The organism is Streptomyces sp. B3I8 (assembly GCF_030816915.1).
Taxonomy (GTDB): Bacteria; Actinomycetota; Actinomycetes; order Streptomycetales; family Streptomycetaceae; genus Streptomyces.
Map to the genome: position 1 here is coordinate 2,159,331 of NZ_JAUSYN010000002.1, position 24,969 is coordinate 2,184,299.

The window sequence follows — 24,969 nt, forward strand, 5'->3', positions numbered from 1 at the left end:
CACCGGCAGTGCCCGCTCCGGACGGGGCGGGGGGGAGGGTGATTCCTGGTCAGGGGGTCGGGGGCGGCTCGGTGTCGATGTGTGTCAGGGGGTGCGGCCCGGTGTCGTGGTGTGTCACGGGGTGCGGAGGGCTCCGTGCGGCAGGACCGCGTGCACGCCGTAAGCGGCGCTCGCCACCTGGGTGACCCGCAGGTCGAGGACCCCGCCGGCCAGGGCCAGCGCCGTTCTGCGGTCCGTGTCGAACAGGACGCACATCCAGGACAGCATGGCGTCCAGCGCGCCGGCCGCGGCCGTGTCCAGGTCCGGGTCGATGCCGAAGGTGATCCGCCCCTCCGGGGTCTCGGCGTGAAGGCCGGGGACCGGGGGGTCCTCGACCAGGTCCAGCGTCACCTCCGTCGTCATGGGGCACTCGATCGCGGTACCCGCGACCTCACCGTTGCCCTGTGCCGCGTGGCCGTCCCCGAGGTGGAGCAGCGCGCCGGGCACGGTCACCGGCAGATACAGCGTCGAGCCCGCCACCAGTTCGCGGCAGTCGATGTTGCCGCCGCCCTCCGCGCGGGGCGGGAGCGTGGAGTGCGGGCCCGGTGCCGCGGGCGGGACGCCGATCACGCCGAGGAACGGCGCGGTGGTCACCGTCCGGCCGTGGCCGTCGGTGGCCGTACCGTCGCGGATGTCCCACAGCAGTCCCGTCTCGGGCCCGTTGGCGAGGCCGAGCCTGCGGTTGAGCGGGGTGTCCCGCCCGCCGGCCAGGGTCCAGCCCCAGGTGCCGGGCTCCAGGGAGCCGACGCGCACGGCGAGGACGGCGCCGGGTGCCGCGCCCCGTACGGCGACCGGCCCGGTGAGGCAGTGGCCGATCCGGCCCTCGAACATCGTCGGGCCGGTGTCGTGGGGCGTGCGCATCGGCTCCAGGAACCCGGCGGCGTCCAGGGAGTCGACGACCACCGTGTCGCCCGGATCCACGGTGAGCACCGGCGGGGTGTCCCGGTCGAAGACGTTCACCACGTTCTCTCGGGTGGCCGGCAGCCGGTGTCGGGTCATGGGTTTCCTCCTCGTCTGTTTCCCGTGCGGTCAGCGCGGCCCGGAGCCGGGGGCGGGCTCCAGCCGGAGGGTGGCCGGGGCGCCGTCCGACAGTGCGGAGACGGTCTCCGCGACGGCGGCGCACCGGGGGTGTCCGTGGACGGCGGCCAGGACGCGCTCGCGGTCGGCGGAGTCCTCGAAGCGGCGGATCCAGACGAAGCGGTTCTCGTCGCCGGTCACGGTGAACGCGCCGACCACCTCCATGCCGTTCTCCCGGTGCAGCGGGACGACGGTTGTGCTCATGTAGCGGGCCAGTTCGGGGCCGTGGCCGGGGCGCGCGTGTTCGATGCGCAGCTCGTAGAACATGGGTTCCTCGCGTTTCTTCGGGCCGGAGGATGCGGCCGCCGTCACGACGGTGGGGCGACGCGGGCGGCGGCGAGAGCGTAGATCCGGGGGGACCCCTCCCAGGGGGCGGTGCGGACCACGGCCCAGCGGTCGACGAGCCAGCGCCCGTCGCTCCTGCGCAGTCCGAGCCGCCACAGGCCGCGCATCGTGCAGTGGTCGACGACGTCGGGGCCGGTGGTGAGGTGGTGCAGGGCGACGACGTGCGCGCGGCACTCGGCCTCGTCGCCCGAGAGCCGCAGGAGCAGGTCGGTGGCGGTGTGGTGGGTGTGGTCGAAGCCGTCCAGGGTGCTGCGGGCGAGCGCGACCAGTTCGGTGGCCGGCACGGTCGTCGGCGGGGTGCCGTGGTGGTGGGCCGACAGGTCCACAAGCACCTCGTCGGCGAACAGCGCGCGCAGGGCGGGCCAGTCGCGGTCGTCCTGGGCGTGGGCGAGGCGGGCGACGACGTCCGTGACGGCGGCCCGGTCCGCCAGGTCGGCCACGGTGACCGGGTCGGCCGGGGTGCTCATGCCGGTGTTCCCGTCGCCGTGGGGTGTCCGGTGCCCGGCCGTTCGATCAGCGGCAGGACCAGGCGGGAGGGGTGGGCCGGTCCGTGGTGGACCCGGTCGACCGCGACGACCAGGTCGTCGTCGCCGTCGGCCGCGAGGGCGCCCCCGGTGCCGGTGTTGCGGTCGTAGCGGGGGAAGTTGCTGCCGGCCACCTCCAGCCGGATGCGGTGTCCGGGCAGGAACACGTTCGAGGTGACGTTCATGTCGACCGTCAGTTCGTACACCGTCCCCGGCTCCAGCGGTTCGGGGTCGGTGGGCGAGGTGCGGTACCTGGCCCGCAGGACGCCCTCGCACAGCAGGATCGCCCTGCCGTCCGGGTGCACGTCGACGAGCTTGCCCGTGACGTCGGTGTCCGGTGCCGAGGAGGAGACGTGCAGGACGAGGGTGACGTGGCCGGTGACCTCGACGGGGCGGTCGAGCACGTCGCCGGTGTAGACGAGCACGTCCTCGCGCGTCTCGACGGGCGCCTGGTCGGCCGGTCCGGGGTAGGCGCCGGAGGCGCCGGCGAGCACGGTGCCGCCCAGGCTGGGGACCGGGTGGCGGGGGTCGTGGCGGAACGTGTCCACCGCCTCGGCGGTCGGGGGCCGGCGGGTCAGTGTCCCGTCGCCGTCCGCGGTGTTGGCCCGGCCCGCCCCGGAGAGGAAGAAGTCGGTGGGCCGGGTGCCGGGCAGCGGCCAGTCCTCCTCGTCGCGCCATCGGTCGATGCCCATGACGAAGATCCGCACCCGCCGGTCGTCGTCGGCCACGTCCGTGCGGCCGCGCACCCAGCGGTCGAAGAACCGCAGGTGGACGCCGGTGATGTCGGCGGCCTTGATGCTGGCGTGGAGCCCGAAGGACCGGTCGGGGTAGGTGCCGAGGTCGGTGCCGTCGGCGTGGCTCCAGGGGCCGATGACCATTCGCTGGCCGTCGCGGGCCGCGGCGCTGCCGGCGTGGCGGCGCATCGTCGTGTAGGACCGTACGGTCTCGCCGACGAAGACGTCGTACCAGCCGCCCACGTGCAGCGCCGGGGCGGTGACGCGGTCGGGGTGGTCGATGGGGGCGGTCTCCCGCCAGAACGCGTCCCGTTCCGGGTGGCCGAGGACCTGCCCGGCCCAGGGCAGATGGCGGGTGAGGGCGGGGCGGTCGGCGAGCGGCAGCGGCTCGTGCAGCAGCCGGGGGTCCGCCAGGCCGGACAGGAGCGCCTCGGCGTCGGCGGCAGCGTCTGCCGGGGCGGGGGTGTCCGGGGTGTCGGCGGCCGGTCCGCGTCGCAGGTTGCGCAGGGCCGCGAGGGAGGCCCAGGTCAGGACGGCGTCCTGGGACAGCGCCCCGCCCGGGGAGTACCAGGGGGCCCCGTACGGGTCGGCGGACGCCATCACGGGGGCGAGCGCGCGCAGTCCCGGCCCGTCGCCCACGGCCGCCTGCCACTGGGCGATGCCCATGTAGGACCCGCCCCACATGCCGACGGCGCCGTCGCACCACGGCTGTCCGGTCAGCCATACGAGGGTGTCGGTGCCGTCGCGGCCCTCGTCGGCGTGCGGCACGAACGTCCCCGGCGACCGTCCGGTGCCGCGGACGTCCTGGGCCACCACCGCGTAGCCGGCGTCCACGAGGGCGAACACGTCCGGCAGTTTGGGGTTGCCGAACGTTCCGGCGTCGTCCTTGCCGTAGGGGGTGCGCAGCAGCAGCACGGGGAAGGGGCCGGGTCCCTCGGGCCGCCACACGTTGGTGGCGAGCGCGGTGCCGTCCCGCATCGGCACCGGCACGTCCACGTCGACGGTGAACGTCATGCGCCCCGCCCCTCCGGTGCGGGGGCCTGCGGCGACCGCTGGTTCAGCATCCAGTGGCTGAACGCGGCGTAGTTCCGCGCGAACTCCCGCGGGGTGGACGCGAGTTCCACCGCCTCGGAGAGCCGGGCGACGTGCGCGTACTGCGGGATCCGGTCGGCCTGGTAGGCGGCCAGCGCGGCGGGCACGTCGTCGTGGGCGCCGAGCAGCCGGCCGAGCAGGGCGGCGTCCTCGATGCCCAGCGTCGCACCGGCGGTGATGTGCGGGGACATGGCGTGGGCGGCGTCCCCGGCCAGCACGACCCGCGCGGAGACCCAGTGGGGCAGCGGCGGCACCAGCATGATCTGGTTGTGCAGGATGCGGTCCTCGGGTGTCGCCGCGATCAGCGCGGACAGGATGCCGCCCCCGCCCGGCGCCTCCAGGTGGACGGCGCGTGCCGCGGCCTGCTCCTTGAGCGTGCCGGTCGGCGGGGGCGAGTCGAACTGGTTGACCAGCCAGTAGACGCTCCCGTCGTACGTGCGCACATAGCCGCCCCGGCAGCGGTTCCCGCCGAGGATCAGCCGGTCCTCGGGCACGGTGACGCCGCCGGGCGGGACGACCGCGCGCCAGGCGTGGTGGCCGGGGTGCTCGCGCGCCGGGGTGCTCGGCACGAGGCGGTCGCGCACCGCCGAGTACGCGCCGTCGGCCCCGACCAGTACGTCGGCGTCCACGGTGCTGCCGTCGGAGAGCCGGACCGTCACCCGGTCCTCGTGCTCCTCGTAGGCGTCGAAGGCGGTGGCCAGGCGGATGTTCCCGCGCCCCACGGCGTCGGCGAGCAGATCGTTCAGCTTCGCCCGGTGCACCAGCAGGTACCGGCGGTCCTCGGGGCCGAACTCCGGGGTGCGGAGCGGTTCTCCGGCCGGGTCGTGGAAGCGCATCTCGGTGGGGGCACCGATCGTGCGCACCTGCTCGCCGACGGCGAGTTCGTCGAGGACCTCCAGCGCGTTCGCCCACAGTCCCAGGGAGGCCCCGGCGGCGCGGATCTCCGGCGCCCGCTCGCAGACCACCACCTCGAACCCCGCGTGGCGCAGCGCGAGCCCGGTCGTCAGGCCCACGATTCCGGCGCCGATCACCACGGCGCGCCTCGGGGGCGTGTGTGTACGGATGTCCATGCGCGTGCTCCTCGTGTCGTCGCGGCTGTCCGCGATCGACGTTAGGAACCACGGCCGATTGACACCAGTGCAACGTTGGTACGGACTCTTTTCGCCATCTGCAATCGGGATGCCGGTCCGGCCGGTTCCGCCGGTCCGGCCGGTTCCGCCGGTCCGGCCGGTGTCGCGGCGCGGGCGAGGACCTCGTCGTAGCGGTGCAGGACCAGGCGGGCCATCGCGGGGTGGGCGCCCAGCGGGGCGGCGGCGATCCAGGGGGCGGCTGCGGCGCTCTCGGTGTGGAAGCGGCCCGGCGCGGTGAAGTACGAGGCGACGGCGACCCGGTCGCGGCCCCGGGCGGCCAGCGCGCGGACGGCGGCCGGCACGGTGGGCGCGGCGGCGGAGGCGTACGCGGGGACGACGGGCACGCCGAGGCGGTCGGCGAGGAGGGCGGCGGTGCGGCCGGTGTCGACCGCGGAGTCCGGGTCGCGCGAGCCGGCGGCGGCGAGGACGACGCCGGTGCGGCGGCGGTCCGCGCCGGTGGGCGCGGCCGGCCAGCCGGCGTCGAGGAGGCGGGAGTGCAGGACGTCCACGAGGAGGGGGTGCGGGCCGAGGGGGGCGGCCACGAGGGTGGGGAGGGGGGCGGCGGCCGCGGCGGTGGGGATGTCGTGGCGGACGTGGTGGCCGCGGCTGAGGAGGAGGGGGACGAGGACGGCGGGGGCGGGGCCGAGGGTGGCGAGGGCCTCGGGGAGCAGCGGTTCGTTCAGCTCGATGTGGCCGAGGCGGACGGGGAGGCCGGGGCGCAGCGCGCGAACACCGTCGAGGAGAGTGCGGACGGTTTCGAGGGTGCGGGGGTCGCGGCTGCCGTGGGCCACGAGGAGGAGGGTGGGCGGGGGCGGGGTGCGGGGTGCGGTCACGTTCGTCAGCGTGGCCGGGGGAGGTTTCGGGGCCGTTGCGTGGGCGTCACGGGGGGTGAGGAGTCGGCTCACGGGGACGGGCGCACGGGAGTGAGACACACTCCGTCTGAACCAACGCCCCACCTCCCGCGTCCCTCCTCACGAACACCCGTACGCTCAGCGCCGACCCCCGGGGGACCCCGCCCATGCGCCCGCCCCACCCGCGCCTCCGCCGCCTCCTCCGGCTGCCCCGTCTCCCCCGCACCCGCCGGGCCCAGCGCCGCACGCTCCAGGCCACCGTCGCCCTCTGCGTCCTCGCCCTCTCCCCCGCCGCCTGGCTGTTCACCACCACCGACAGCCACCTCCGCACCCCGGAGACCACCCCCCGCACCGACGTCGCCGTCGTCTTCGGCGCCGGACTGTGGGACGGCGAACCGTCCCCGTACCTCGCCCACCGCCTGGACACCGCCGCCGCGCTCTACCACGCCGGCCGCGTCAAGGTCCTCCTCGTCACCGGCGACAACAGCCGCGACGACTACGACGAGCCGGACGCCATGCAGGCGTACCTGACGAAGCACGGCGTCCCCCGCGACCGCGTCGTCGAGGACTACGCCGGCTTCGACACCTGGGACTCCTGCGCCCGCGCGAAGAAGATCTTCGGCGTGGACCGGGCCGTACTGGTCAGCCAGGGCTTCCACATCCGCCGTGCGGTGGCCCTGTGCCGAGCGGCCGGCGTGGAGTCGTACGGCGTCGCGGCCGCGGGCGACGCGCACGACGTGACCTGGTACTACGGCGCCACCCGCGAGGTGTTCGCGGCGGGCAAGGCGGCACTGGACGCCCTCTTCCGGCCGGACCCGCACTTCCTCGGCCCGCGGGAGCCGGGGGTGGGCCGGGCACTGGCGGCGGCCGGGAGCGGACGAACGGCGGGCTGACGACGAACCGGCGGCGGGCCGACGGCACGCCGGCCGGCCCCCTGCCGCAGCCCTCACGTCGCCCCCCGCGCCGCCGGGAGCCCCCCGTGCCGTCGGCGTAACCGCGCACGTCCCGGTGCGTAACACGTGCCGCGCACGCTGGGCGGCATGCAGACCACCGTCACGCCCACGCACTGCCCCTACTGCTCCCTGCAGTGCGGGATGAACCTGGTCCCGGCGGCCGACGGCGGGGTCGAGGTGGCCGAGCGCGCCGATTTCCCGGTGAACCGGGGCGCGCTGTGCGGCAAGGGGCGTACGGCACCGGCGCTGCTGTCGTCCGCCGTACGGCTCACCTCCCCGCTGGTGCGCCGCGACGGCGTGCTCGAGCCCGCCTCCTGGGAGGAGGCGCTCGACGCGCTCGCCGACGCGCTCACGCGGGCGCGCACGGCGCACGGGGCGGACGCGGTCGGGGTGTTCGGCGGCGGCGGGCTGACCAACGAGAAGGCGTACGCGCTGGGCAAGTTCGCCCGGGTCGCGCTCGGCACCTCGCAGATCGACTACAACGGGCGGTTCTGCATGTCGTCCGCGGCGGCGGCCGGGACGAGGGCGTTCGGGCTCGACCGGGGGCTGCCGTTCCCGCTGGAGGACATCCCGAGGACCGGATGCGTGATCCTCGTCGGCTCCAACCCCGCCGAGACGATGCCGCCCGCCCTGCGCTACTTCACCGAACTGCGCGAGAACGGCGGCACGTTGATCGTCGTCGACCCGCGCCGCACCCGTACCGCCGAGCAGGCCGATCTGCACCTGGCGCCCCGCCCCGGCACCGACCTCGCCCTGGCGCTGGGCCTGTTGCACCTGATCGTCGCCGAGGGTCACACGGACGAGGAGTACCTCCGGGAGCGGACGAGCGGCTGGGAGGAGGCGCGGGCCACCGCGATGGCGCACTGGCCGGAGTACGTGGAGCGGATCACCGGCGTGCCGGTGCCGCGGCTGCGGGAGGCAGTACGGCTGTTCTGCGCGCCCGATGCCGCGATGGTGCTCACCGCGCGGGGGCCCGAGCAGCAGTCCAAGGGCACGGACACGGTGGGCGCGTGGATCAACCTGACGCTGGCGACGGGACGGGCGGGCCGGCCGCTGTCCGGATACGGGTGCCTGACCGGGCAGGGCAATGGGCAGGGCGGGCGCGAACACGGCCAGAAGGCCGACCAGTTGCCCGGCTACCGCAAGCTGACCGACCCCGCGGCCCGCAAGCACGTGGCGCGGGTGTGGGGCGTCGACCCCGACTCGCTGCCGGGGCCCGGCCGCAGCGCGTACGAACTCCTCGACGCGCTCGGTACGGACATCCGGGCGCTGCTGGTGATGGGCTCCAACCCGGTGGTGTCCGCGCCGCGCGCCACGCACGTGGAGGAGCGGCTGCGGTCGCTGGACTTCCTCGCGGTGGCGGACGTCGTGCTGTCGGAGACGGCCCGGCTGGCGGACGTGGTGCTGCCGGTGACGCAGTGGGCGGAGGAGACGGGGACGACGACCAGCCTGGAGGGCCGTGTACTGCTGCGCCGGCGTGCGCTGGCCCCGCCCGACGGCGTCCGCAGCGATCTGGAGGTGCTGCACGGGCTGGCGGCGCGGCTGGGCGTGGAGAAGAAGTTCCCCGCCGATCCGGAGGAGGTGTTCGAGGAGTTGCGGCGGGCGAGCGCGGGGGGCCCGGCCGACTACTCGGGGATCAGCTACCGGCGGCTGGCGGAGGAGGATGGGGTGTTCTGGCCCTGCCCGGCGGACATCCCGGAGGGGGAGGACGCGGGCACGGCGGACGGGCGCCCGCACCCCGGGACGCCCCGGCTGTTCCTGGAGCGGTTCGCCACCGGGGACGGGCGGGCCCGGTTCGCGGCGGTGTCGCACCGGGCGGCCGGGGAGGACACGGACGAGGAGTATCCGGTGCTGCTGACCACCGGGCGGGTGCTCGCGCAGTACCAGTCGGGGGCGCAGACGCGGAGGGTGGCGGAGCTGAACGCGGCGGCGCCGGGGCCGTTCGTGGAGATGCACCCGCGGCTGGCGGAGCGGGTGGGGGTGGCGGACGGGGAGGACGTGGCGGTGGTGTCGCGGCGGGGGCGGGTGGTGGTGCCGGTGCGGGTGTCCGGGGGGATTCGGGTGGACACGGTGTTCATGCCGTTCCACTGGGCGGGGGCGGGAAGGGCGAACGTGTTGACGAACCCCGTGCTCGATCCGGTGTCGGGGATGCCGGAGTTCAAGGTGTGCGCGGTGCGGGTGGAGGTCGTGCGGTGAGGTTCACGCCCCGGCCGCCCTTGCCCTTCCCGTCCCTTCAGGGGGCTGCGCCCCTCTGGGCCCGGAGGGCTCGGGGGATCGGGTTGTGTGGGGAGCGCCGGCGGGTGGGGGCTGGTCGCGCCCGCGCGGCCGCAGCCGCACGGTGACACAGCCCCGCGCCCCTTCCGGGGCGCGCCCGCGGTCCTAAGGTCTGCTCGACGGTGTGCGGGTCATGAAGGAGGCGCTGGCCGCGCTGTCGGCGGGTGGGGTGAACGTCGGGGTCGGCGTGGCGGTGGGGGCCGCGGCCGGAGTCGTCGCGGCCGGGGAGGGCGGGGCTGCTGCCGTCGGGGTGTGTGACGTGTCGTCGGCCGGGGCGCCGGGGGCCGGGGGTGCGGTGGGGGCGTCGGGGGAGCAGGCGGTGGCGGCGAGGAGCAGGGCCGCGGCCAGGGCGACCGCCGCAAGGGGGCGCGGGACGTGTCTGTCGGTCATGGCGGGACCCTAGGCGCGGGGTCGCCGGGGAGCGCGGGGGCACACGGCACGGTCCCCCGCACGGCGGACCTCGCCCCCGTGCGGCGGACCTCACCTCGGTCCGGCGCCGCCGTCCGGTGCCGTCTCCTCCGTCACCCACCGGAGGTACTCCGTACTCCCCCGCACCACCGGGGTGGCGATGATCTCCGGGGTCTCGTAGTCGTGCGCGGTGCGCAGGTGGTGTTCCAGGGCCTCGTAGCGTGCCGGGGTCGTCTTGAACGAGACCTGCCACTCGGCGGCGGTCTCCACCCCGCCCTGCCAGCGGTAGACGGAGGTGACCGGGCCGGAGATCTGGGCGCAGGCCGCCAGGCGTGCTTCGACCGCGCCCCGGGCCAGCTCCCGCGCAGCGGCCTCGGAGTCCGTCGTCGTCAGTACCGTCAGCGCGGCCGGCGCCGCCGGTCGCCCGTTCGAGTCGGTCGTCATGTCCCCCATCATCCCCTCGCCGCTTCCCGCTGCCGTCACCCGTCTCGCCCCGTCCCCTGGGCCCTCCGGGTGGTCCTTCCCGGCGGGTCGGGGCCGGGGCGTTGACCTGCTGTAACGGGGTCGCACCGGTCGCGTGTGCGAGGTACGGAACACCCGTTCTCCGTATTTCTGACGGCGGCTCAGGAAGCGGGAGTCGGACCGGGCCCTTTTGCTCGGAAGGGCAGGGGCGTGGCCTACGCAGTGGCACATGAGGGGTGTCGCGGGCCGGGCCCCCTCGGAGGAGCACCATGCGCCGCACGGCCCGTCTGCTGACCGGTACCGCGCTCGCCGTCACCGCCGCCGGTCTCGCCGCCGCGCCCGCCTACGGCGGCGGGGACGCCGGTCGCCTGGAAGTGTTCCCCTCCACCGTGATCCCCGGTGACAACGTGTCGGTGGACACCGGCGCGTGCGGCCCGGACGGCGCGGCCGAGGGCGACGCGAGCGCCGTGGGCGCCGGGCGCTTCGCGCTCGCGCCGAGCACCCACGAGCACGACGCGATCGGTCAGTTCGAGGTGCCGCCGAGTGCGCAGCCGGGGACGTACGAGATCGTCGCCCGCTGCTCCGAGAACGGCGAGCGGGTCACGGGCGACCTGGTGGTGGCGCTGAGCGCCGCCCGGGACGGCACCCTGCCGAGAGGAAGTGTGAAGACGGGGGTCGGCGGCGGACTCGGCGCCGACCCCGTACGGACCGCGGCCGGCGTGGCGGCTCTCGCCGTCGCCGCCGCGGGCGGTACCTGGCTCCTGCATCGCCGGGCGAGAGGCGAGGGGATCTGACGGACACCCTCCGCTGTCCGTCCGCCGGTACCGCACGGTCCCCTCCCCCTCCGGGTCCGCCCGCCCCTCGCGGGTCCGGCGGGGGGAGGCGGGCCGGACCGGAGCACCGCAGCCGGCCGAGGGGCCGACGGGAAGGGGGCGCCTCGTGCGCAGAATAGGCAACTCCGCGATAGCGGCCGTCACCCTGGTCGCCCTCGGTTCCGGCGCCTGGCTGCTGCGCGGCGCCGCCGAGACCCCCGCGCCGCCCCCGCAGCCGTCGGCCGCGCAGGCCTCCACCGGGACCGACCGTCCGGGCGCCGCGGCCCCCGCCCTGCCGCCGTCGCCGCCCGACCGCATCCGCATCCCGTCCATCGGCGTGAACGCCCCGCTGACGGGCCTGGGCCTGACGAGGTCCGGCAGCCTCGACGTGCCGCCCGCCCGGGAGAAGAACCTGGCCGGCTGGTACGAGGCCGGCACCACCCCCGGCGAGACGGGCACCGCGATCGTCGCCGGCCACGTCGACAACGCCGAGGGCCCCGCCGTCTTCTACGACCTCGGCGCTCTGAAGAAGGGCGGCGCCATCGAGGTGGACCGGCGCGACGGCACCGTCGCGCGGTTCACGGTGGACGCGGTCGAGGTGTACGAGGCGGAGCACTTCCCCGACCGGAAGGTCTACGGCGCCGCCGCCCGCCCCGAACTCCGGGTGATCACCTGCGGCGGCGGCTACTCGCGGACGACCGGCTACCAGGGCAACGTGGTCGTCTTCGCCCACCTGACCGGCACCCGGTGAGGGCCGGCGGCCGCGCACCGGCCCGACGCTCTCGTCGACTCGCGGCTGCGGGTCAGGCAGGCCGGTCGGGGGCGTATCTGGCGAGCATGGTCCGGACGGCCTCTTCGACGGCGTAGTGGATGTCCAAGGCCGCGGGTTTCCAGTCGGTCAGCAGCATGCGGGGCCACAGGACGTAGTTGGCGATCATGCCGAGGAACTGGTTCGCGGCGCTCTCGGCGTCGGGCACATCGGCGTTGCCCGCCTCGTGCTCGGATTCCAGGTAGTGCTGGACGGAGGCGAAGTAGGGCAGCTTGCCGAGCTGGAACTGCATCCGCCCCAGTTCGGGGAAGCGGGGCAGTTCGGCGATGACGATGCGGAACAGGGCTGTCATGCCGGGGCGGCCGATCAGTTCGGCGTAGCGGTGGCCGATGGCCGTCAGCCCGGCGCGCGGGTCTCCCGCCCGGGGCTGCGCGGCGGTGTCGCCGGCGTCGCGCTGCCAGGACTCGGTGACGATGGCCTCGAAGAGGGCCGCCTTGGTGGGGAACTGCTTGAACAGGGTGGATTTCGAGACCCCGGCCGCTTCGGCGATCCGCGCGAGGGAGGTGCCGTCGTAGCCACGCTCCAGGAACAGTTCTGTGGCCGCGGAGATGATCGCCTCACGCTTCTGCCGGGCGAGCCTGCGGTGATGCGCGGTGAGTTCTGCTGCCATACGGAGAGTATGCCGCAGCCCCGAGGCGAGTCACTTGACTCGCCACTGGAGACCCGCCTACGGTGCACCGATGAGGCGAGTCGAGTGACTCGCCTCGGTCTGGGCACCCGGGCTCGTCCCGGGGCTGTCGCACGGTGGAGGATTCTCATGACACTCGACAAGATCGCTCTGGTGACCGGTGCCAATCGCGGCCTCGGGCGCAGCGCGGCCATCGCCCTGGCCGCACGCGGGGTGCGGGTCGTGGTCACCCACCGCGGCGATGCGACCGGGGCCGAGAAGACGGCGGAACAGGTGCGGGCCGCGGGCGGGACCGCCGCCGTTCTCCGGCTCGACCTCAGCGACGTCTCCTCCTTCGCGTCCTTCACCTCCGAACTGGGTGCGCGACTGGAGCGCTGGGGTGCTTCGCGGCTCGACATCCTGGTCAACAACGCGGGAGTGGGGGTCTTCGGGCCGCTGGAGACCGTCACGACCGACGACTTCGACACGGTGATGGGCACCAACGTCCGGGGCACGTTCTTCCTCATCCAGTCGCTGGTGCCGCTGCTGGCCGAGGGCGGCCGGATCATCAACGTCTCGACGTCACTGACCCGCCACACCAGCCCCGCCACCTCGGCCTACTCCGCGTCGAAGGCCGCCGTCGAGGCGCTCAGCCGCACTCTCGCCGCGGAACTCGGACCCCGCGGCATCCGGGTCAACTCCATCGCCCCGGGGCCGACCGCCACGGACTTCAACGGCGGAGCGATGCGGGACGACGCCGCAATGCGCCAGGTCCTGGCCGGGCAGACAGCGCTCGGCCGCGTCGGCGAACCCGAGGAGATCGGCGACGCCATCGCCACGCTGGCCTCCGAGGGACTGCGCTGGGTCACCGCCCAGCGCATCGAGGTCTCCGGCGGCGCCCTCCTGTGACGGGCGGGGTCCTCCTGTGACGGGCGAGGCGCGGTCTCTCTCCGGACCGCCGCCCCGCCGGACCCCACCCCGTCAGACCGCCGCCCGCACCTCGTACGCCGGGACGCGCACCGCCTCGTCGTCCAGGCACTGGCCCGACTCCAGGTCGAAGCGCTGCTTGAGGAGCGGGGAGGCGACGAACGGGCGGCCGGCGTGATTGCCGGTCAGGCCGCGGGAGAGGACGGCGGCGCCGGTGAAGGGGTCGCGGTTGCCGATCGCGTAGAGGCGGCCGGCGCGGTCGCGGAAGAGGGCGGCCTGGCGGCCGTCGGGCAGCAGGGCGGCCACGCCGCGGCCGGGGGTGAGGGCGGTCAGGTCGCAGACGGTGAGCCAGTCGTCCGCCGCCAGCCTGAGCTGGATCTTCAGGTCGGTCGTCTCGGGGGCCAGGGTCATCGTTGGGCTCCTTCCAGGAACGGGGTCTCCCCTGCTCGAGCGGGACCGAGGGCTCGGGGACGGGTGCCGATGGTCAGCAGGGGCAGGTCGGGCTTGATCTGGCCGCGCTCGGGGACGAAGGCGACGACCGGGTCGGGGGTGTCGGGGGCGTTGACGAAGGACACGAACCGGGCGAGTTTCTCCGGGTCGTTGACGGTGTCGGCCCACTCGTCGCGGTAGTGCGCGACGTGGGCCGCCATCAGGGACTCCAGCTCCGCGCAGATCCCGAGCGAGTCGTGCACGACGACGTCCCGCACGTGGTCCAGGCCGCCGGGCAGCCGCTCCAGCCAGACGCTGGTGCGCTCCAGCCGGTCGGCGGTGCGGATGTAGAACATCAGGAACCGGTCGACGAGGCGGACCAGTTCGGCGTCCGAGAGGTCCTGGGCGAGCAGGTCGGCGTGGCGCGGGGTGGCGCCGCCGTTGCCGCCGACGTACAGGTTCCAGCCGTTGGCGGTGGCGATGACGCCGAAGTCCTTGGACTGGGCCTCGGCGCACTCGCGGGCACAGCCGGAGACGGCGGACTTCAGCTTGTGCGGCGAGCGCAGGCCCCGGTAGCGCAGTTCCAGGTCGATCGCCATGCGGACGGAGTCCTGGACGCCGTAGCGGCACCAGGTCTGCCCCACGCACGACTTCACCGTGCGCAGCGACTTGCCGTACGCGTGTCCGGATTCGAAGCCGGCGTCGACCAGACGGGTCCAGATCAGCGGGAGCTGTTCGACGCGGGCACCGAACATGTCGATGCGCTGGCCGCCGGTGATCTTGGTGTAGAGGCCGAAGTCGCGGGCGATCTCGCCGATCACGATGAGCTTCTCGGGGGTGATCTCACCGCCGGGGATGCGCGGGACGACCGAGTACGAGCCGTTCTTCTGCAGGTTGGCGAGGAAGTGGTCGTTGGTCTCCTGGAGTGCCGCCTGCTCACCGTCGAGGATGTGGCCGCTGGCGCCGATCGCGGGGGCGAGGGAGGCGATGATCGAGGCGACGGCGGGCTTGCAGATGTCGCAGCCGTCGCCGCCGCGGGCCTCCTCGCGGCCGTGGCCGTCCAGCAGGTCCTGGTAGGAGTCGACGCGCAGGGCGAGGACCGTCTCGTACAGCTCCTCGCGGGTCTGCGCGAAGCAGCCGCACAGGCCCTTGTCGACCTCGACGCCGCTCGCCTCCAGCTCTGCCTCCACGAGCTGTCCCAGTACCTTGACGCAACTGCCGCAGCCGGTGCCGGCCCTGGTGCACTTCTTCACCTCGGGCACGGAGGTGCAGTGGTGCTCGGTCACGGCGCCCCGGATGGTGCCCTTGGTGACGTTGTGGCAGGAGCAGATGACGGCGTCGTCGGGCAGCGCGGAGGGGCCGAGCTGCGCGGGGGCGCCGGCGCCGGCGGGCAGGACGAGGGACTCGGGGGCGAGCGGGGGCACCGAGCCGGTCAGTGCGCGCAGGGTGCCGTAGGCGTCGGCGTCGCCGACGAGGATGCCGCCGAGGAGGGTGCCGTCGCGGCCGATGACGAGCTTCTTGTAGAGGCCGGCGCGGGAGTCGGAGTAGACGACGTCGAGGCAGTCCTCGGTGGTGCCGTGCGCGTCGCCGAAGGAGGCGACGTCGACGCCGAGCAGTTTGAGCTTGGTGGAGAGGTCGGCGCCGGTGAACGCGCGCTGTCCGTCCTCGTCGGCGGCGAGGGCGGCGGTGGCCGCGATGGCGGCGGCGGCCGTCTCGGCCTGCTCGTAGCCGGGCGCCACCAGCCCGTACACCCGCCCGTCGGCCGCGAGCGCGCATTCGCCGATGGCGAAGACGTGCGGGTCGGCGACGGTGCGGCACCGCTCGTCGACGCTGATGCCGCCGCGTTCGCCGACGGTCAGTCCGCAGTCGCGGGCGAGCTGGTCGCGGGGGCGCACGCCGGCGCTGAACACGACGAGGTCGGTGGCGAGTGCGGAGCCGTCGGACAGCTTCATGCCGGTGACGGCGCCCGCGTCGTCGGCGGTGATCTCCTGGGTGCCGACGCCCGTATGGACGGCGAGCCCCATCTCCTCGATGGTGCGCAGCAGGGCGGCGCCGCCGCCGTCGTCGACCTGGACGGGCATCAGGCGGGGCGCGAACTCCACGATGTGGGTGTCCAGGCCGAGCCCCTTGAGCGCGCCGGCCGCCTCCAGGCCGAGCAGCCCGCCGCCGACGACGGCGCCGGTGGTGGCGCGCCGCTTCGCGTACTCCTCGATGGCGAGCAGGTCCTCGATCGTCCGGTAGACGAAGCAGCCCTCGGCGTCCTTGCCGGGCACCGGCGGGACGAAGGGGTAGGAGCCGGTGGCCAGGACGAGGGTGTCGTAGGCGACGGTCAGCCCGGAGCGGGCGGTGACGGTGCGGGCCTCGCGGTCGACGCTCTCGGCCGGGTCGCCGAGGTGCAGTTCGATGCCGTGGCCGGCGAGGAACGCGGGGTCGGTGAGGGACAGTTCCTCGGGGGTGCGGCCGTCGAAGTAGGAGGTGAGCCGGACGCGGTCGTAGGCGGGGCGGGGTTCCTCGCAGAGGACGACCACGCGGTGCGTGGCGGTGAGCCCGCGCTCGGCGAGCGCCTCCAGGAAGCGCTGGCCGACCATGCCGTGGCCCACGAGCACGATCGTGGGGCCGGCCCCGGGGGTGGTGGTCATCAGGAGCCTCCGTCGTTGGTGAGCAGGTGGAGCAGGGGGCCGCCGTCGGGGAGCGGCTCCGCCGCCTCCCAGGCGCGGGCGAGGGCGCCGACGGTGCCGAGTTCGCCGACGAGGACCCCGCCGACGACGCGGTCCTCGCGGACGACGACCTTGCGGTAGGTGCCGCGGGTGGCGTCGGCGAGCTGCACGACGTCGTCACCGGGGCGGGTTTCGGGGTCGCCGAAGGCGGCGAGGTCGAGAAAACCGCGGGGGCCGGCGTCGGCGTCGGTGTCGGCAGGGGTGCCGCCCCCGCCAGGAAAACCGCCTCCGGTCAGGGTGAGCCGGGTGAGCGCCCTGGTCCCCGTGTAGCGGGCGGCCGCGTCGCCGTCCGCGAGCAGGGTGGCCAGTACGCCGGCCTGTTCGAGTGCGGGTGCGGCCAGGCCGTAGACCGTCCCGTCGTGCTGGGCACAGTCGCCGATCGCACGGATGTACGGGTCCGAGGTGCGCAGCTCGTCGTCGACGAGGACGCCCGTACGGACGGCGAGCCCGGCCTCCTCGGCGAGCCCGGTGCGCGGACGGACCCCGCAGGCCAGGACGACGAGGTCGGTGTCGAGGCGGTAGCCGTCGGCCAGTTCCACCGACCGGACCGCACCGCCGGCGCAGCGTACGTCGCGCACCCGGGTCTCGGTGTGGACCTCCACCCCGAGCCCGGTCAGATGGCGTCGGACCAGCCCGGAGGAGACCGGGTCGAGCTGGCGTTCCATCAGCCGCTCGGACTGCTGGGCGAGCACGACCTGCGCACCGCGCGCGGCCAGCGCACGGGCGGCGGAGACCCCGAGCAGTCCCCCGCCGACGACGACGGCGCGCGCGCCGGGCCGTACGGCACGGGCGAGCCCGAGGCAATCGTCCATGGTGCGGAACGCGTGCACGCCCTCGGGCAGCCGGCGGTCCGCGCCGAACAGCCCGCGCAGGGGCGGCAGTACGGGGTTGGAGCCGGTGGCGAGAACGAGGGTGCCGTACCCGATCTCCGTCCCGTCCGCACACCGCACGCGCCGCGCGGCACGGTCGATACCGGTGACCCGTGCGCGCACCGGTTCGGTGGCGGTCCCGGGGAGGGCGATCACCTCGGGCGCGTACCGCCCGGCCAGCACCTCGGCGAGCAGCACCCTGTTGTACGGAGGGTGTTCCTCCTCCCCCACGACCAGCGCGGGCACACCGAGCTCACCGAGCCGCCGGGCGAGCGCGACACCCGCGATCCCGGCCCCGATCACCACCACGTGCGCATCCGAGGTCATGCCCAGGAGCCTGCGCCGCGGGTGTTACCCGACCGCATCCCCTCTGTTTCCCCGGAGGAACGCTGCCCTCAGTGGGGGCGGGAGGTGGGTGTGAGGAGGTTGCTCACACGGACGGGGCGGGCGTGAGGGGGCGTTCACACAGGCGGGGCCGCCGAAGAACTCCGGCCGCCCGCCACTCGTCGAGGTTCTCCCGTCCCATGAGGTGCGGATCGCCGCGGTACCAGGAATCCGGGTCGGCGGTGATGACGCGTTCGGGAATGTCCGGCCGGGCGAAGAACAACCAGTGCCACCACACCCCCGTCCCCCTCCACCCCACCGGCCCTCTGCCGGCCGGACCCGGCGTCGCGGGTGCCCGGCGGGCGGCGGCGCATGCGCGGCCGGCCGGGCCGGGTCCGCCGCCGATGCCCGCGGGTCACGACGACACCCCCCGCAGCCGCTGCCGGTACCGCAGGGGTGCCTCGCCGACCTCGCGTTTGAAGGCGGTGCTGAAGGCGCTCTCCGAGGTGTAGCCCAGTTGTGCGGCGAGGGCGCCGATGCGGACGTCGTCGTCGCGCAGGGCCCGTCGGGCGAGCAGCATGCGCCAGGTGTTGAGGTAGGTCAGCGGGGGGACACCGGCCGCGGCGCGGAAGCGTACGGCGAACGAGGTGCGGGACATCGCCGCCGCGCGGGCCAGTTCCGCGAGGCCCCAGGGGCGTCCGGGGTCGCCGTGCATGAGGGTCAGCGCGGGACGCAGCCGGTCGTCGGTGAGCGCGCGCAGCCATCCCGGTGGCGGCTCGGCACGGTCGAGGTAGGCCCGGAGCACCTCCAGGAGCAGGAGCTGGGCGTGCTGGCGTACGGCGAAGGCGGCGCCCGGCCGGTCGTCCGTGACCTCCTCGACCAGCCGGTCGACGCAGGCCCGCAGGGTGGGCGCGGCTGCGTCGGACGCCCGGACGAGCGCCACGGGCGGCAGCGACTGCGTCAGCAGCGCCGCACCGGCCGGGTTGAGGTCGACGCGGCCGCCGAGGACGACGTCGTCGACGGCGAAGTCACCGCCGTTGACGCGCAGGGCGTACTCGTCCGGCTCGGGCGTGAACTCCACGGGCGGGCCATCACCGATCCCGCCGGTCCCGCCCTCGGCGCGCAGCCACGAGCGGCCGGTGAGGACCGCGACGTCGCCGGACTCCAGTGCGACGGGCTCGTCGAGCCCGTCGGTCGACAGCCGGCACCGCCCGCGCACCATCACCGTCAGTTTCAGCGGGCTCCTGACGGCGCCCTGCGTGACCCAGCGCCCGCGCACCGCGAACGCGCCGGAGAGCTGGCCGCGCACCTCGACGAGATCGAACACCTCTGACAAATGATCGATGACCACGCTCGAACTCTCGCGAAGAAAATCCGTCCCGTCAAGCATTCTCAGTTCGAGGAAGCGGGCACAGGCTGGTGCCATGACACATCACCTGGAAAACCAGCAGCCGCTCGGCTCGGGCTTCACCGCGTTCTCCACCGCCGCCGAGGTCCTCACCGGCGTCGACCTCACGGACAGGAACATCGTCCTCACCGGAGGGCACAGCGGGCTCGGCCTGGCGAGCACCGAGGCGCTCGTCAAAGCCGGCGCCTCCGTCACCGTGGCGGCCCGCGACACCGACGCGGCGGCCGCCGCCCTGGCGGGCATCGACGGCGTCCGGGTCGAGCGGCTGGACCTGCTCGACCCGGAGTCGATCGACGCCTTCGCGGCCCGCTGGACGCACTCCGGCCGACCGCTGCACGTCCTGATCAACAACGCGGCCGCCACCCACCGGCAGCGCGTCCTGGACGCGCGCGGCTACGAGACCACCTTCGCCACCGCCTTCCTCGGCCACTTCCAGCTCACCCTCGGCCTGCTGCCCGCCCTGCGCGCGGCCCACGGCGCCCGCGTCGTCAACGTGGCCTCCGGCAGCCACCGCCTCAGCGACATCCGCTGGGACGACCTCCACTTCGCCCACGGCTACGACAGCGACCTCGCCTACGGCCAGTCGAAGACCGCACTCATCCTCTTCGCGGGCGAACTGGACCGCCGCTGGGCCGCCGACGGCATCCGCGGCTACAGCCTGCACCCGGGCATCTCCGTGATCACGTCCCTGCGCAGGGCGTCCACCTCGCTCTACGCCCCCGCGGAGCTGCGCGCCATGGGCCTGATCGGCGAGGACGACGAGCCGGTCCTGGACCCCGAGCGCGAGAAGAAGACCCCGGAACAGGCCGCCGCCACCATCGCGTTCGCGGCGGCGAGCCCGCTGCTCGACGGCATCGGCGGCGTCTACCTCAAGAACAGCGACGTCGCCCGCGTCGACGCCCGCCCCCTCACCCCGGAGATGCTCGCCGTCGGCGACGTCACCTCCGACCTGGCCCCGCACGCCGCCGACCCCGCCTCGGCACACCGCCTCTGGGACCTCGCGGAACGCCTCCTGACGAAGTGACCCGGAGCGTGCCACCGGCTTCGCCCCGGGCCGCGCACCCCGTGCCCCGCTCAGCGGGAGCCGGGGGCGGACGCGGGGGCGGGGCCGGGGCCCGGCGGGAAGTCGGTGGCGGGGTCGGTGGCGTAGCGGCTCATCACCGCGATGTTCGCCGCGGGGGACGGCAGCCGGCCGTCCTCCATCGCGTCCCGCATGTCCCGGAAGTACTGCACGTACAGATCGGGGGTGAAGGTGCTGAGCATGACGGCCGGCCGGTCGGTCACGTTGGCGAAGGTGTGCGGGGCTCCGGGCGGGACCATCACGAGTGTGCCCGCGGTCGCGTCGTGCCGGTCCTCCCCCACGGTGAACCGCACCGAGCCGGAGACGATGTAGAAGCCCTCGTCGTGCCGGGCGTGCCGGTGCTGCGGCGGTCCCGGTGTGTGCGGCGCGAGGACGGACTCGGCGATTCCGAGGCGGTGGCCGGTGGTGCTGCCGTCCTCCAGGACGCGCATACGGGTGGTGCCCAGGAGGATCGTCTCGCCGTCGTCCGGGCCGACCACCGACACGACTGGGTCGGCGGCCGGCTCATGGGTGCCCGTGCCTGTGCTCGTGCTGGTACTCGTGCTCGTGCTGGTACTCGTGCTCGTGGTGTTGTCGGTCATGCCACGATTCCACGGCGGGGACCCGGCTCCTGTCCAAGACCTGCCCCGCGACCCCGATACCGTACGGGTATCGTCGCAGCATGGAGCTACGCACGCTGCGGTATTTCGTGGCGGTCGCCGAGGAACTGCATTTCGGCCGGGCCGCCGCCCGGCTGCACATGAGCCAGCCCCCGCTGAGCCGGGCGATCAGGCAACTGGAGGCGGAGACGGGCGCCCCGCTGTTCGACCGGTCGCCCGCCGGTGTCGGCCTGACCCCGGTCGGGGCGGTCCTGCTGGAGGAGGCGCGCGCCGTGCTCGACCGGGCCGACCGGGCGCGCGTCCGCGTGGCCGCGGCGGCGGGCGCCGCGACCCTCACCGTCGGCTTCCTGGGCGACAGCGCCGACCCCGACGTCACCCGGCTGGCCCGCGCCTACCGCCGGCGCCACCCGCACGTCGAGATCCAGGTGCGCGAGACCGACCTGACCGATCCCACCTGCGGCCTGCACGGCGAGGCGGTCGACGTCGCCCTGACCCGCGCCCCGTTCGACGAGACCGGCCTGACCGTGCACGAGCTGCGGGCCGACCCGGTGGGCGCCCTGCTGCGCGCCGACGATCCGCTGGCGCGCCGGGACAGCCTGGCACCGGCCGAACTGGCCGACCGCCGCTGGTTCCGGTTCCCGGAGGGCACCGACCCGCTCTGGCAGGCGTACTGGAGCGCCGGGGAACCGCGCGAGGGTCCGGTGGTGCGCGCGGTCCAGGAGTGCCGGCAGGCGGTGCTGTGGAACGGCACGGTCGGCATGACCCTCCTCGGCCACGACCCGGGAGAGGGGCTGACAGTGGTGCCGCTGACCGGCATGCCGCCGAGCCGTGCGGTGGTGGCGTGGCGGACGGGCGACACCAGCCCGCTGGTCCAGGCGTTCGTCCGGGCGGCGACCGTGGCCTATCGCGCGTGACCCCGGCTGATTTCGACGGTTGGGCGTGGACGGAGGGGACGGTACCCCCCGCACAGGGGTACCGCCCCCTCCTGGTGCCCCGGTGGAGACCGCCGCCGCGCGGGTGAGGGGCGGTGCGCGGGGCGTGGCGGTTCCGGGGCGGACCGGGCCGGGTCGGGGACCCGGGGCCGGGGCCCGGCGGTTCGGTCAGGGAACCGCGGGGCCCCGGCGTGCGAGGGGTGGTCCGGGGCCCGGGTCGGTTCGGTCGGGGACCCGGGCCCCGGGGTTCGCGGGCGGGTCAGCGGTGGTCGCTGCCCGTCGACGAGGAGGCCGCGCGCCCGGCCTCCAGGCGGGCGACCGGGATGCGGAACGGGGAGCAGGAGACGTAGTCCAGGCCCACCTCGTGGAAGAAGTGGACGGACTCCGGGTCGCCGCCGTGCTCGCCGCACACGCCGAGCTTCAGGTCGGGCCGGGTCTCGCGGCCCGCCCGCACCGCGGACCTGACCAGGGAGCCGACGCCGTCCTGGTCGATCGTCTCGAAGGGCGACACCCCGAAGATGCCCTTCTCCAGGTACGCCGTGAAGAAGCTCGCCTCCACGTCGTCGCGGCTGAAGCCCCACACCGTCTGGGTCAGGTCGTTGGTGCCGAAGGAGAAGAACTCGGCCGCCTCCGCGATCTGCCCGGCGGTCAGCGCGGCACGCGGCAGCTCGATCATCGTGCCGATCGCCAGCTTCAGCTCCGTGCCGGTGGCCGCCTGGACCTCCGCGACGACCTGGTCGGCCTCCTCGCGGACGATCTCCAGCTCCTGCACCGTGCCGACGAGCGGGATCATGATCTCGGCGCGCGGGTCGCCCTTCGCCGCCTTGCGCTCGGCCGCCGCCTCGGCGATGGCCCGTACCTGCATCGTGAACAGGCCGGGGATGACCAGGCCGAGCCGTACGCCGCGCAGGCCGAGCATCGGGTTCTGCTCGTGCAGCCGGTGCACGGCCTGGAGCAACCGCAGGTCGTTCTCGTGCGGGTCCTTGCGGGACTCGGCGAGCGCGACGCGCACCGACAGTTCGGTGATGTCGGGCAGGAACTCGTGCAGCGGCGGGTCCAGGAGACGGACCGTCACCGGGAGGCCGTCCATCGCCTCGAACAGTTCGATGAAGTCCCGCTTCTGCAGCGGCAGGAGCTGCGCGAGGGACTCCTCGCGCTCGGCATCGGTGTCGGCGAGGATCAGCCGTTCGACCAGCTCGCGGCGGTCGCCGAGGAACATGTGCTCGGTGCGGCACAGGCCGATGCCCTGCGCCCCGAACCGGCGGGCGCGCAGCGCGTCCTCGGCGTTGTCCGCGTTGGCCCGCACCCGCAGCCTGCGCTTGCGGTCGGCGAACGCCATGATGCGGTGGACGGCCTCGACCAGTTCGTCGGCGTCGTCGGCACCGGCGTGCATCCGGCCCTCGAAGTACTCCACGACCGGGGAGGGCACCACCGGCACCTCACCGAGGTAGACCTTGCCGGAGGACCCGTCGATGGAGACGACGTCGCCCTCCTCCACGACCACCCCGCCCGGCGCCGTCAGACAGCGTCGCTTGGTGTCGACCTCCAGCTCCTCGGCGCCGCACACGCACGTCTTGCCCATGCCGCGCGCGACGACGGCGGCGTGCGAGGTCTTGCCGCCGCGCGAGGTGAGGATGCCCTCGGCGGCGATCATGCCGTCGAGGTCGTCGGGGTTGGTCTCGCGGCGGATCAGGATGACCTTCTCGCCCGAGCGCGACCACTTGATCGCGGTGTACGAGTCGAACACCGCCTTGCCGACCGCCGCGCCGGGCGAGGCCGCGATGCCCCGGCCGAGCTGCCGCACCTTCGCGTCCTCGTCGAAGCGCGGGAACATGAGCTGCGCGAGCTGGGCGCCGTTGACGCGCTGCAGCGCCTCCGCCTCGTCGATCAGGCCCTGGTCCACGAGCTGCGTCGCGATCCGGAAGGCGGCACCGGCGGTGCGCTTGCCGACCCGGGTCTGCAGCATCCACAGGGTGCCGCGCTCGATGGTGAACTCGATGTCGCAGAGGTCCAGGTAGTGGTTCTCCAGGGCCTCCATGATCTGCATGAGCTGGTCGTAGGACTTCTTGTCGATCGTCTCCAGCTCCGCCAGCGCGACGGTGTTGCGGATGCCCGCGACGACGTCCTCGCCCTGCGCGTTCTGCAGGTAGTCGCCGTAGACGCCCTGGTGGCCGGAGGCCGGGTCGCGGGTGAAGGCGACACCGGTGCCGGAGTCGGGGCCGAGGTTGCCGAAGACCATGGAGCAGATGTTGACGGCCGTGCCGAGGTCGTGCGGGATGCGTTCCTGACGGCGGTAGAGCTTGGCCCGGTCGGTGTTCCAGGAGTCGAAGACCGCCTTGACGGCGAGGTCCATCTGCTCGCGCGGGTCCTGCGGGAAGTCCCGGCCGGCCTCCTTCTTGACGATCTTCTTGAAGGTGCCGACCAGCTTCTTCAGGTCCGCGGCCGCCAGCTCGGTGTCGACCTCGACCTTCTTGGCCTCCTTGGCCTTCTCCAGCGCCTCCTCGAAGAGGTCGCCGTCGATGCCGAGGACCGTCTTGCCGAACATCTGGATGAGCCGGCGGTAGGAGTCCCACGCGAAGCGTTCGTCGCCGGCCTGCTTGGCCAGACCCTGCACAGACTTGTCGGAGAGCCCGATGTTCAGGACGGTGTCCATCATGCCGGGCATGGAGAACTTGGCGCCGGAGCGGACGGAGACGAGGAGGGGGTCGTCCGCCTGGCCGAGCTTCTTGCCCATCTTCGCCTCGAGGGCGTCGAGGTGCGCACTCACCTCGTCACGCAGGTCCGCCGGCTCCTCGCCGGTGCCGAGGTAGACCTTGCACGCCTCGGTGGTGATGGTGAAGCCGGGCGGGACGGGGAGGCCGAGGTTGGTCATCTCGGCCAGGTTCGCGCCCTTGCCGCCGAGAAGGTCCTTGAGGTCCTTGTTGCCTTCGGTGAAGTCATAAACGAACTTCACGTCCTCGACGGCGTTCCCGGTGAGGTGAGGATCTTTGTTTTCCGACACGGTCTCGACTCCTCGAGGACGCGGTGGCTGCCCTGACGGCCAGGAACATACCCAGATCGAAGGTGCGTGGGTACGTCCACTCGCGCGTCGTGTGCCCGTAACCAGCCGTCCGCCGCTGGATCGAAAGTGGGTGCGGGAGCGAGCGGGGCGTGGAGGCGCGTTCACTCTTTGAAGGCGAGAGGGGCCGAGCGGGTGGTTACGCGCTCATACGAGCGCCACTCGGCCCGTATGGTTAAGGATCGTGAATGATCGGGCATTGGCACTGAGTGCCACGCCTCCGAGAGTTACAGGCACTCATGATCCGCTCATCTGAGCGCAACCCCTATCAGGGGTGGCGAGAATCACGCCGTTCGAGCGGACCGGATTTCACCATGCGGACGCCGGGCGGATGCGGAACGGACGCCCGGCGGACGCCGGTCGGGTGCGGGGCGGGTGCGCCGTGCGGGGCGTACTGGAGAAGGGTTGACGAGGGGTTTGCCGGGTGTTTGCCGGGTACGGGGGCGCGGGCTTGAACGCGGGTCGACGGGGGCGCGTACGGGAGGACG

22 protein-coding genes are annotated in these 24,969 nt (G+C 74.0%); 7 read left to right on the plus strand and 15 right to left on the minus strand.

Going from position 1 to position 24,969, the window contains the following annotated elements:
* Window positions 1-114: 114 nt before the first annotated feature.
* The 6 genes from QFZ64_RS11695 to QFZ64_RS11720 are packed head-to-tail and all read right to left on the minus strand — an operon-like array spanning window position 115 to window position 5,783.
* On the minus strand, window positions 115-1,038 hold the full coding sequence (locus QFZ64_RS11695; protein ID WP_307064821.1) for an acetamidase/formamidase family protein: 924 nt from the start codon (window positions 1,036-1,038) through the stop codon (window positions 115-117).
* A 30-nt stretch (window positions 1,039-1,068) separates the two neighbouring features.
* A complete protein-coding gene (locus tag QFZ64_RS11700; RefSeq protein ID WP_307064822.1) occupies window positions 1,069-1,383 on the minus strand; it encodes an NIPSNAP family protein in 315 nt (104 codons plus the stop codon).
* Window positions 1,384-1,424: 41 nt separating this feature from the next.
* Window positions 1,425-1,928: a nuclear transport factor 2 family protein gene (locus QFZ64_RS11705; RefSeq protein ID WP_307064823.1), complete on the minus strand. Its 504-nt coding sequence runs from the start codon at window positions 1,926-1,928 to the stop codon at window positions 1,425-1,427.
* Window positions 1,925-3,733, minus strand: a complete 1,809-nt coding sequence (locus QFZ64_RS11710) for a CocE/NonD family hydrolase (protein WP_307064824.1) — start codon at window positions 3,731-3,733, stop codon at window positions 1,925-1,927. The genes QFZ64_RS11705 and QFZ64_RS11710 overlap by 4 nt, the downstream gene beginning before the upstream one ends.
* On the minus strand, window positions 3,730-4,881 hold the full coding sequence (locus QFZ64_RS11715) for an FAD-dependent oxidoreductase (protein WP_307064825.1): 1,152 nt from the start codon (window positions 4,879-4,881) through the stop codon (window positions 3,730-3,732). Before QFZ64_RS11715 ends, QFZ64_RS11710 begins: the two co-directional genes overlap by 4 nt.
* A 41-nt stretch (window positions 4,882-4,922) precedes the next feature.
* Window positions 4,923-5,783, minus strand: coding sequence for a sirohydrochlorin chelatase (locus QFZ64_RS11720; RefSeq protein WP_373430734.1), 861 nt, complete (start codon window positions 5,781-5,783; stop codon window positions 4,923-4,925).
* 176 nt (window positions 5,784-5,959) lie between these two features.
* Here QFZ64_RS11720 and QFZ64_RS11725 point away from each other — a divergent pair, with 176 nt between their 5' ends.
* Window positions 5,960-6,685: a vancomycin high temperature exclusion protein gene (locus QFZ64_RS11725; RefSeq protein ID WP_307064827.1), complete on the plus strand. Its 726-nt coding sequence runs from the start codon at window positions 5,960-5,962 to the stop codon at window positions 6,683-6,685.
* A gap of 147 nt (window positions 6,686-6,832) precedes the next feature.
* Complete coding sequence (locus QFZ64_RS11730; protein WP_307064828.1) at window positions 6,833-8,941, plus strand: molybdopterin oxidoreductase family protein; 2,109 nt, start codon at window positions 6,833-6,835, stop codon at window positions 8,939-8,941.
* Between the two features lie 183 nt (window positions 8,942-9,124).
* Here the strand turns inward: QFZ64_RS11730 and QFZ64_RS11735 are convergent, their stop codons facing one another.
* A complete protein-coding gene (locus tag QFZ64_RS11735; RefSeq protein WP_307064829.1) occupies window positions 9,125-9,409 on the minus strand; it encodes a hypothetical protein in 285 nt (94 codons plus the stop codon).
* A gap of 90 nt (window positions 9,410-9,499) precedes the next feature.
* Complete coding sequence (gene cutA / locus QFZ64_RS11740; RefSeq protein ID WP_307064830.1) at window positions 9,500-9,871, minus strand: divalent-cation tolerance protein CutA; 372 nt, start codon at window positions 9,869-9,871, stop codon at window positions 9,500-9,502.
* A 287-nt stretch (window positions 9,872-10,158) separates the two neighbouring features.
* Here cutA and QFZ64_RS11745 point away from each other — a divergent pair, with 287 nt between their 5' ends.
* Entirely contained in the window at window positions 10,159-10,683 is a 525-nt protein-coding gene (locus tag QFZ64_RS11745; protein WP_307064831.1) for a hypothetical protein, read from the plus strand.
* Between the two features lie 145 nt (window positions 10,684-10,828).
* Complete coding sequence (locus QFZ64_RS11750; RefSeq protein WP_307064832.1) at window positions 10,829-11,452, plus strand: class F sortase; 624 nt, start codon at window positions 10,829-10,831, stop codon at window positions 11,450-11,452.
* A gap of 52 nt (window positions 11,453-11,504) precedes the next feature.
* On the opposite strand, the gene QFZ64_RS11755 is transcribed toward QFZ64_RS11750, so the two are convergent.
* Entirely contained in the window at window positions 11,505-12,140 is a 636-nt protein-coding gene (locus QFZ64_RS11755; RefSeq protein ID WP_307064833.1) for a TetR/AcrR family transcriptional regulator, read from the minus strand.
* A 147-nt stretch (window positions 12,141-12,287) separates the two neighbouring features.
* Between QFZ64_RS11755 and QFZ64_RS11760 the strand changes: the two genes are divergently transcribed.
* On the plus strand, window positions 12,288-13,046 hold the full coding sequence (locus tag QFZ64_RS11760) for an SDR family NAD(P)-dependent oxidoreductase (RefSeq protein ID WP_307064834.1): 759 nt from the start codon (window positions 12,288-12,290) through the stop codon (window positions 13,044-13,046).
* Between the two features lie 72 nt (window positions 13,047-13,118).
* Here the strand turns inward: QFZ64_RS11760 and nirD are convergent, their stop codons facing one another.
* The 4 genes from nirD to QFZ64_RS11785 form a co-directional block, all read right to left on the minus strand.
* On the minus strand, window positions 13,119-13,475 hold the full coding sequence (gene nirD, locus QFZ64_RS11765) for a nitrite reductase small subunit NirD (protein WP_307064835.1): 357 nt from the start codon (window positions 13,473-13,475) through the stop codon (window positions 13,119-13,121).
* Window positions 13,472-16,132 carry a nitrite reductase large subunit NirB gene (gene nirB / locus QFZ64_RS11770; protein ID WP_307064836.1) on the minus strand — a complete coding sequence of 887 codons (2,661 nt, stop codon included), beginning with the start codon at window positions 16,130-16,132 and terminating at the stop codon, window positions 13,472-13,474. The genes nirD and nirB overlap by 4 nt, the downstream gene beginning before the upstream one ends.
* Window positions 16,132-17,406, minus strand: a complete 1,275-nt coding sequence (locus QFZ64_RS11775; protein WP_307064837.1) for an NAD(P)/FAD-dependent oxidoreductase — start codon at window positions 17,404-17,406, stop codon at window positions 16,132-16,134. Before QFZ64_RS11775 ends, nirB begins: the two co-directional genes overlap by 1 nt.
* Window positions 17,407-17,818: 412 nt before the next feature.
* Complete coding sequence (locus tag QFZ64_RS11785; protein WP_307064838.1) at window positions 17,819-18,754, minus strand: AraC family transcriptional regulator; 936 nt, start codon at window positions 18,752-18,754, stop codon at window positions 17,819-17,821.
* Between the two features lie 73 nt (window positions 18,755-18,827).
* On the opposite strand from QFZ64_RS11785, the gene QFZ64_RS11790 reads away from it, so the two are divergent.
* Window positions 18,828-19,835 carry an SDR family NAD(P)-dependent oxidoreductase gene (locus tag QFZ64_RS11790; RefSeq protein ID WP_307064839.1) on the plus strand — a complete coding sequence of 336 codons (1,008 nt, stop codon included), beginning with the start codon at window positions 18,828-18,830 and terminating at the stop codon, window positions 19,833-19,835.
* A gap of 50 nt (window positions 19,836-19,885) precedes the next feature.
* On the opposite strand, the gene QFZ64_RS11795 is transcribed toward QFZ64_RS11790, so the two are convergent.
* On the minus strand, window positions 19,886-20,473 hold the full coding sequence (locus tag QFZ64_RS11795; RefSeq protein WP_307064840.1) for a cupin domain-containing protein: 588 nt from the start codon (window positions 20,471-20,473) through the stop codon (window positions 19,886-19,888).
* A gap of 80 nt (window positions 20,474-20,553) precedes the next feature.
* Here QFZ64_RS11795 and QFZ64_RS11800 point away from each other — a divergent pair, with 80 nt between their 5' ends.
* Complete coding sequence (locus QFZ64_RS11800) at window positions 20,554-21,405, plus strand: LysR family transcriptional regulator (RefSeq protein WP_307064841.1); 852 nt, start codon at window positions 20,554-20,556, stop codon at window positions 21,403-21,405.
* A gap of 277 nt (window positions 21,406-21,682) precedes the next feature.
* Here QFZ64_RS11800 and ppdK read toward each other — a convergent pair whose 3' ends face one another.
* Window positions 21,683-24,424, minus strand: coding sequence for a pyruvate, phosphate dikinase (gene ppdK / locus QFZ64_RS11805; RefSeq protein ID WP_307064842.1), 2,742 nt, complete (start codon window positions 24,422-24,424; stop codon window positions 21,683-21,685).
* Between the last annotated feature and the right edge of the window lie 545 nt (window positions 24,425-24,969).

Bases quoted from the DNA above. Each gene is read 5' to 3' on its own strand.
- QFZ64_RS11695 (WP_307064821.1), bottom strand. From the start codon at position 1,038: ATGACCCGACACCGGCTGCCGGCCACCCGAGAGAACGTGGTGAACGTC.
- nirB (WP_307064836.1), bottom strand. From the start codon at position 16,132: ATGACCACCACCCCCGGGGCCGGCCCCACGATCGTGCTCGTGGGCCAC.
- QFZ64_RS11755 (WP_307064833.1), bottom strand. From the start codon at position 12,140: ATGGCAGCAGAACTCACCGCGCATCACCGCAGGCTCGCCCGGCAGAAG.
- cutA (WP_307064830.1), bottom strand. From the start codon at position 9,871: ATGACGACCGACTCGAACGGGCGACCGGCGGCGCCGGCCGCGCTGACG.
- QFZ64_RS11715 (WP_307064825.1), bottom strand. From the start codon at position 4,881: ATGGACATCCGTACACACACGCCCCCGAGGCGCGCCGTGGTGATCGGC.
- QFZ64_RS11760 (WP_307064834.1), top strand. From the start codon at position 12,288: ATGACACTCGACAAGATCGCTCTGGTGACCGGTGCCAATCGCGGCCTC.
- QFZ64_RS11725 (WP_307064827.1), top strand. From the start codon at position 5,960: ATGCGCCCGCCCCACCCGCGCCTCCGCCGCCTCCTCCGGCTGCCCCGT.
- QFZ64_RS11710 (WP_307064824.1), bottom strand. From the start codon at position 3,733: ATGACGTTCACCGTCGACGTGGACGTGCCGGTGCCGATGCGGGACGGC.
- QFZ64_RS11790 (WP_307064839.1), top strand. From the start codon at position 18,828: ATGACACATCACCTGGAAAACCAGCAGCCGCTCGGCTCGGGCTTCACC.
- QFZ64_RS11730 (WP_307064828.1), top strand. From the start codon at position 6,833: ATGCAGACCACCGTCACGCCCACGCACTGCCCCTACTGCTCCCTGCAG.
- QFZ64_RS11800 (WP_307064841.1), top strand. From the start codon at position 20,554: ATGGAGCTACGCACGCTGCGGTATTTCGTGGCGGTCGCCGAGGAACTG.
- QFZ64_RS11745 (WP_307064831.1), top strand. From the start codon at position 10,159: ATGCGCCGCACGGCCCGTCTGCTGACCGGTACCGCGCTCGCCGTCACC.
- QFZ64_RS11705 (WP_307064823.1), bottom strand. From the start codon at position 1,928: ATGAGCACCCCGGCCGACCCGGTCACCGTGGCCGACCTGGCGGACCGG.
- QFZ64_RS11735 (WP_307064829.1), bottom strand. From the start codon at position 9,409: ATGACCGACAGACACGTCCCGCGCCCCCTTGCGGCGGTCGCCCTGGCC.
- QFZ64_RS11795 (WP_307064840.1), bottom strand. From the start codon at position 20,473: ATGACCGACAACACCACGAGCACGAGTACCAGCACGAGCACGAGTACC.
- QFZ64_RS11775 (WP_307064837.1), bottom strand. From the start codon at position 17,406: ATGACCTCGGATGCGCACGTGGTGGTGATCGGGGCCGGGATCGCGGGT.
- QFZ64_RS11700 (WP_307064822.1), bottom strand. From the start codon at position 1,383: ATGTTCTACGAGCTGCGCATCGAACACGCGCGCCCCGGCCACGGCCCC.
- nirD (WP_307064835.1), bottom strand. From the start codon at position 13,475: ATGACCCTGGCCCCCGAGACGACCGACCTGAAGATCCAGCTCAGGCTG.